This is a genomic window from Enterobacter sp. 50793107 (assembly GCF_001463365.1).
In the GTDB taxonomy this organism is placed as follows: Bacteria; Pseudomonadota; Gammaproteobacteria; order Enterobacterales; family Enterobacteriaceae; genus Enterobacter; species Enterobacter cloacae.
In genome coordinates this window covers 80302-86847 of sequence record NZ_LNII01000012.1, presented here as the reverse complement: position 1 = coordinate 86847, position 6546 = coordinate 80302, and the positions used below count along the sequence as shown (strand labels likewise).

Annotated in this window: 5 protein-coding genes and 1 pseudogene; all 6 read left to right on the top strand. The window is 56.7% G+C overall.

What is annotated here, in order from left to right; translation table 11 throughout:
* On the top strand, positions 1–724 hold a 724-nt coding region (locus APU11_RS02305), incomplete at its 5' end, for an IS5 family transposase (RefSeq protein ID WP_060578312.1).
* Between the two features lie 43 nt (positions 725–767).
* Positions 768–1841 (top strand): annotated as a pseudogene (locus tag APU11_RS02300) (porin OmpC).
* 115 nt (positions 1842–1956) lie between these two features.
* Positions 1957–3012: an FAD:protein FMN transferase ApbE gene (apbE, locus tag APU11_RS02295; RefSeq protein ID WP_040022407.1), complete on the top strand. Its 1056-nt coding sequence runs from the start codon at positions 1957–1959 to the stop codon at positions 3010–3012.
* A 72-nt stretch (positions 3013–3084) separates the two neighbouring features.
* Complete coding sequence (gene ada / locus APU11_RS02290; RefSeq protein WP_058651751.1) at positions 3085–4143, top strand: bifunctional DNA-binding transcriptional regulator/O6-methylguanine-DNA methyltransferase Ada; 1059 nt, start codon at positions 3085–3087, stop codon at positions 4141–4143.
* Positions 4143–4799: a DNA oxidative demethylase AlkB gene (gene alkB / locus APU11_RS02285; protein ID WP_013098003.1), complete on the top strand. Its 657-nt coding sequence runs from the start codon at positions 4143–4145 to the stop codon at positions 4797–4799. Before ada ends, alkB begins: the two co-directional genes overlap by 1 nt.
* Before the next feature lie 69 nt (positions 4800–4868).
* On the top strand, positions 4869–6512 hold the full coding sequence (locus APU11_RS02280) for a multidrug ABC transporter permease/ATP-binding protein (protein ID WP_058651750.1): 1644 nt from the start codon (positions 4869–4871) through the stop codon (positions 6510–6512).
* The last annotated feature ends 34 nt before the right edge of the window (positions 6513–6546 follow it).

Here is a 6546-nt window from a genome sequence, read left to right as displayed (position 1 = left end):
GTTGACCCTGCGGGCTGCACAGGGTTTTATTGATTCCATTTTTACACTGATGAATGTTCCGTTGCGCTGCCCGGATTACACCAGTGTCAGCAAGCGCGCAAAGTCGGTTAATGTCAGTTTCAAAACGTTCACCCGGGGTGAAATCGCGCATCTGGTGATTGATTCCACCGGGCTGAAGGTCTTCGGTGAAGGCGAGTGGAAAGTCAAAAAGCATGGCCAGGAACGCCGCCGTATCTGGCGTAAGCTGCATCTCGCCGTTGACAGTAAAACACATGAAATCATCTGCGCTGACCTGTCGCTGAACAATGTGACGGACTCAGAAGCCTTCCCGGGTCTTATCCGGCAAACCCACCGGAAAATCAGGTCAGCCGCCGCCGATGGCGCTTACGATACCCGGCTATGTCACGATGAACTGCGGCGTAAGAAAATCAGCGCGCTTATCCCTCCCCGAAAAGGTGCGGGTTACTGGCCCGGTGAATATGCAGACCGTAACCGTGCAGTGGCTAATCAGCGAATGACCGGGAGTAATGCGCGGTGGAAATGGACAACAGATTACAACCGTCGCTCGATAGCGGAAACGGCGATGTACCGGGTAAAACAGCTGTTCGGGGGTTCACTGACGCTGCGTGACTACGATGGTCAGGTTGCGGAGGCTATGGCCCTGGTACGAGCGCTGAACAAAATGACGAAAGCAGGTATGCCTGAAAGCGTGCGTATTACCTGAAAACACAACCCGCTACGGGGGAGACTTACCCGAAATCTGATTTATTCAACAAAGCCCAAATGCGGCTGAAATTTATAACAAAGACGGCAACAAATTAGATCTGTACGGCAAAGTCGATGGTCTGCACTATTTCTCTGATGACGACGGTCAGGATGGCGACCAGACCTACATGCGTCTTGGCTTCAAAGGCGAAACTCAGGTTAACGATCAACTGACCGGTTACGGCCAGTGGGAATACCAGATTCAGGGTAACACGACTGAAAGCGACAACCAGGCCTGGACGCGTGTGGCGTTCGCGGGTCTGAAATTCGCTGACGCGGGTTCATTCGATTATGGTCGTAACTATGGCGTGATCTACGACGTAACCTCCTGGACTGACGTTCTGCCAGAATTCGGCGGCGACACTTATGGTTCAGATAACTTCCTGCAATCCCGTGCTAACGGTGTAGCAACTTACCGTAACCAGGACTTCTTCGGTCTGGTTGATGGCCTGAACTTTGCTCTGCAGTATCAGGGTAAAAACGGCAGCGTAAGCGGTGAAAACGACACCGGCCGCAGCACCCTGAAACAGAACGGTGACGGTTACGGTGCATCCCTGACCTATAACCTGGGTGAAGGCTTCAGCATCGGTGGTGCAATGTCTTCTTCCAAACGTACTGCTGACCAGAACAACACCGCTAACCCTGCGCTGAAAGGCGAAGGCGATCGCGCTGAAGTCTATTCTGGTGGTCTGAAATACGACGCCAACAACATCTACCTGGCGGCGCAATACTCCCAGACCTACAACGCAACCCGTTTCGGCAACTCTCAGAGCAGCAGCGATATTTACGGCTTTGCTAACAAAGCGCAGAACTTCGAAGTGGTTGCTCAGTACCAGTTCGACTTCGGCCTGCGTCCTTCCGTGGCATACCTGTAGTCCAAAGGTAAGGACATTGAAGGTTACGGCGATCAGGATCTGCTGAAATATGTTGATGTTGGTGCGACTTACTACTTCAACAAAAACATGTCTACCTACGTGGACTACAAAATCAACCTGCTGGATGACAAAGAGTTCACCCGTAACGCAGGTATCAGCACTGACGATATCGTAGCACTGGGTCTGGTTTACCAGTTCTAATCGCTTTTCAGTGTAACAAAGGGGCCGGCTGGCCCCTTTTTATTGCCTTTTTTAAGGCCTTTCAATTCCCGCGTTTTGGTGTACTCTTGCCGCCCTGGCATGAGGATAATAATGAATGGACATGACTTTTTTACGCGCCAGCGTCCTGGCAACCTTTTTTTTCCTGACCGCATGTGACTCTTCCACGCCAGCGGCACACACCGACGCGCCAGCGGCGACGGTGCTGGAAGGCAAAACGATGGGGACATTCTGGCGCGTCAGCGTAATGAACCTTGATAAAGCACGCGCAGAAGAACTTCGCGGCAAAATTCAGTCTCAGCTGGATGCCGACGATCAGCTGCTATCCACCTACAAAAACGACTCGGCGCTGATGCGCTTTAACCTCTCTACCAGCACGTCCCTGTGGCCGGTGAGCGAGGAGATGGCCGATATCGTGACCGAATCGATGCGCGTGGGCTATAAAACCCACGGTGCGATGGACGTGACCGTGGGGCCGTTAGTTAACCTCTGGGGATTCGGCCCAAATAAGCAGCCGGTGACCACCCCCGATCAGGCGGCCATTGACGACGCCCGTGCCCGGACAGGGCTTCAGCACCTGACGGTGATCAACCAGTACGGGCAGCAGTATCTGCAAAAAGACATCCCCGACCTGTTTGTTGACCTGTCGACAGTCGGGGAAGGTTATGCGGCGGATCATCTGGCCGCACTGATGGCTCAGGAAGGCATCCCGCGTTATCTGGTCTCCGTGGGGGGCGCATTGGTCAGCCGGGGGATGAACGCCAGCGGCAAACCGTGGCGTGTGGCGATTCAAAAACCAACCGACCAGCAAAATGCGGTGCAGGCGATTGTCGATATTAACGGCCATGGCATCAGCACCTCCGGCAGCTACCGTAACTATTACGAGCTCGACGGGAAGCGGATCTCGCATGTCATTGACCCCCAGACCGGGCGACCCATTACGCATAATCTGGTCTCGGTTACGGTGATTGCCCCGACGGCGCTGGAAGCCGATGCCTGGGATACCGGGTTAATGGTGCTCGGTACTGAGAAAGCCAAAGAGGTGGTTCGCCAGCAAGGGCTGGCGGTGTATATGATCACCAAAGAGGCCGACGGCTTTAAGACCTGGAGTTCACCGCAGTTCGACAGCTTCCTGGTGAGCGAAAAGAATTAAAAAGCAAGGTTGCGGGTTTTTGATTGCTGGCGCTCAGGCAAGCTGTAGGTATGCTTGTAAGAGGAGCCGATGATGAAAAACCCGACCTATATGACCGATGAGGATCGCTGGCAGGCTGTGCTGACCCGCGATCCGCGTGCTGACGAACAATTTGTCTTTGCCGTCCAGACGACAGGGATCGTATGTCGTCCGTCCTGCCGCGCCCGACACGCGCTGCGTAAAAATGTCCACTTTTACCCCGATGTGCACCATGCTGTTCAGGCAGGGTTTCGGCCGTGCAAGCGCTGCCGACCGGACAAACGCGACCCGCAGGAAGAGAAGCTGGAAAAAGTGGAGCGCGCCTGCCGCCTGCTGGAGCAGGATCCCGCGTTAACGCTGGAAATGCTGGCGCAGCAGGTTGCCATGAGTCCTTTCCATTTTCACCGCCTGTTTAAATCCGTAACCGGGATGACGCCAAAAGCCTGGCAGCAGGCAGCGCGAGGGCAGCGCCTGCGCGATGCGCTCGCCCACGGGGATAAAATAACCGATGCCGTGCTGGCGGCAGGGTTTCCGGACAGCAGCAGCTACTATCGTAAAGCCAACGACGCGCTGGGCATGACGGCAAAGCAGTACCGTAAAGGGGATGTCGCAGTGCGCTATGCCATCAGCGAGTGTGCCTTAGGCCGCTGTCTGGTGGGTGAAAGCGAGCGGGGGATCTGCGCAATATTGCTGGGCGATGATGATGCCAAAGTCACCCAGGAGATTTTGTCGTTGTTTCCGGACGCGGAGCGCGCGCCGCTGGAAGGCGAATTTGCCCGACGTATTGCTCAGGTTATCCATACCATCGATAACCGTGGCGTGCCGCTGGCTCTGCCGCTGGATATTCGCGGAACCGCTTTCCAGCAGCAGGTCTGGCAGGCCCTGCGCAATATTCCCTGCGGTAAAACAGCCAGCTACCAGCAGGTGGCGCAGGCGATTGGCAAACCTGGCGCGGTACGTGCGGTGGCCGCAGCGTGTGCCGCAAATAAACTGGCGATCGTCATCCCTTGTCATCGTGTCGTACGCCAGGACGGAGCGCTTTCGGGCTATCGCTGGGGGACGGAACGAAAGGCGCTATTATTGAAACGTGAGTCCAGGAATCAGGAGGGATAATGCTCGATCTCTTTGCGGATGCAGAACCCTGGCAGGAGCCGCTAGCGCCTGGCGCGGTGATCCTGCGCCGGTTTGCACTCTCCCGGGCCTCGGCGCTGCTGGCCGGGATCCAGGACGTCGCGGCCGTTTCGCCATTCCGACATATGGTGACGCCTGGCGGCTACACCATGTCGGTGGCGATGACCAACTGCGGTACGGCAGGATGGGCAACCAACGAACGGGGCTATCTCTATGCCCCGGACGATCCCGTCACCGGCAAGCCCTGGCCGCCCATGCCTGCGGTTTTTCAGGCGCTCTGCCATGATGCCGCCGTCGAGGCCACCTATCCCGATTTTCAACCGGATGCCTGTCTTATCAACCGCTATGGCGTTGGGGCGAAACTCTCGCTGCATCAGGATAAAGATGAACCCGATCTGCGTGCGCCGATCGTCTCGGTATCCCTGGGGCTGCCCGCCATATTCCAGTTCGGCGGATTACGCCGCAACGATCCTCTCCAGCGTCTGATGCTGGAGCATGGGGATGTGGTGGTGTGGGGCAGGGAGTCGCGGCTCTATTACCACGGCATTCAGCCACTGAAGCCTGGCGTCCATCCGCAGACGGGCGAGTTCCGCTTTAACCTGACTTTCCGCCAGACCGCGCCAGGCAAACAAAAATAAGAATTATTCTTGATGTAAACGCAGGGCAGTTTACACTGCTGGCTGATTTTTATTGTCCGGATTGCCTGCATGCAACTACTTTTTCTTGTCTGGCGTCAGTATCGCTGGCCCTTTATTGCGGTAATGGCGCTAAGCCTTGCCAGCGCCGCATTAGGTATTGGTCTTATCGCCTTCATCAACGTGCGTTTGATCGAAATGGTCGACACCTCGCTGTCCGTTCTGCCGGAATTTCTGGGGCTATTATTGCTGCTGATGGCGGTCACGCTGGGTTCCCAGCTGGCGCTGACGGCTCTCGGGCATCATTTCGTCTTCCGCCTGCGCAGCGAGTTTATCAAGCGGATCCTGGATACCCAGGTGGAGCGCGTCGAGCAACTCGGCAGTGCCTCTTTGCTGGCGGGACTGACGAGCGACGTGCGCGCCATCACCATTGCGTTTGTCCGTCTGCCGGAGCTGGTGCAGGGCATTATCCTGACCGTTGGCTCGGCGGCCTATCTCGCCTGGCTCTCCAGCAAGATGCTGGCCGTTACGGCACTGTGGATTACTATCACCATCTGGGGTGGTTTTCTGCTGGTTTCCCGCGTCTACAAACACATGGCGGTACTGCGTGAAACCGAGGACAAACTCTATAACGATTACCAGACGGTACTGGAAGGGCGTAAAGAGCTGACCCTGAACCGCGAGCGTGCCGAGCATATCTTCAACAACCTCTACATCCCGGACGCGCGTGAATACCGGCACCATATTATCCGTGCTGATACCTTCCACCTGAGCGCGGTTAACTGGTCGAACATTATGATGCTGGGCGCGATTGGCCTGGTCTTCTGGATGGCCAACAGCCTGGGCTGGGCCGATACCAATGTAGCGGCAACTTACTCCCTGACGCTGCTGTTTTTGCGCACACCGCTGCTCTCTGCCGTCGGCGCATTGCCCACCTTGCTGAGCGCGCAGGTGGCGTTTAATAAGCTCAAAAAGTTCGACCTTGCGCCGTTCAAAGCCGAGTTCCCGCGCCCTCAGGCCTTCCCGAACTGGCAAACGCTGGAACTGCGTAACGTCACATTCCGCTACCAGGACAACGCCTTTTCCGTGGGGCCGGTCAATCTGACGATTCATCGCGGCGAACTGCTGTTTCTCATTGGCGGTAACGGCAGCGGGAAATCGACGCTGGCGATGTTGCTGACGGGGTTATATCAGCCGCAATCGGGTGACATTCTGCTGGATGGCCGCGCGCTCAACGCAGAGAAGCCTGAGGATTATCGCAAGCTGTTCTCGGCGGTATTCACCGATGTCTGGCTCTTCGATCAGCTGCTGGGGCCGGAAGGGCAACAGGCTAACCCGGCGCTGGTGGAGAAGTGGCTGGCGCATCTGCAGATGTCGCACAAGCTTGAGCTGCAGGACGGCAAGATCCTCAACCTGAAGCTCTCGAAAGGCCAGAAAAAGCGCGTGGCGCTGCTGCTGGCCCTGGCGGAAGAGCGCGACATCATCCTGCTGGACGAATGGGCAGCGGATCAGGACCCGCATTTCCGCCGCGAGTTCTACCAGGTGCTGCTGCCGCTGATGCAGGCGATGGGTAAAACCATCTTTGCCATCAGCCATGACGATCACTACTTCATTCACGCCGACCGGCTGCTGGAGATGCGTGACGGCAAGCTGAGCGAACTGACCGGTGAAGAGCGCGATGCGGCGTCTCGCGATGCGGTGGCGCGCACGGCCTGAAGCCCTCATCCTAACCCTCTCCCACGGGGAGAGG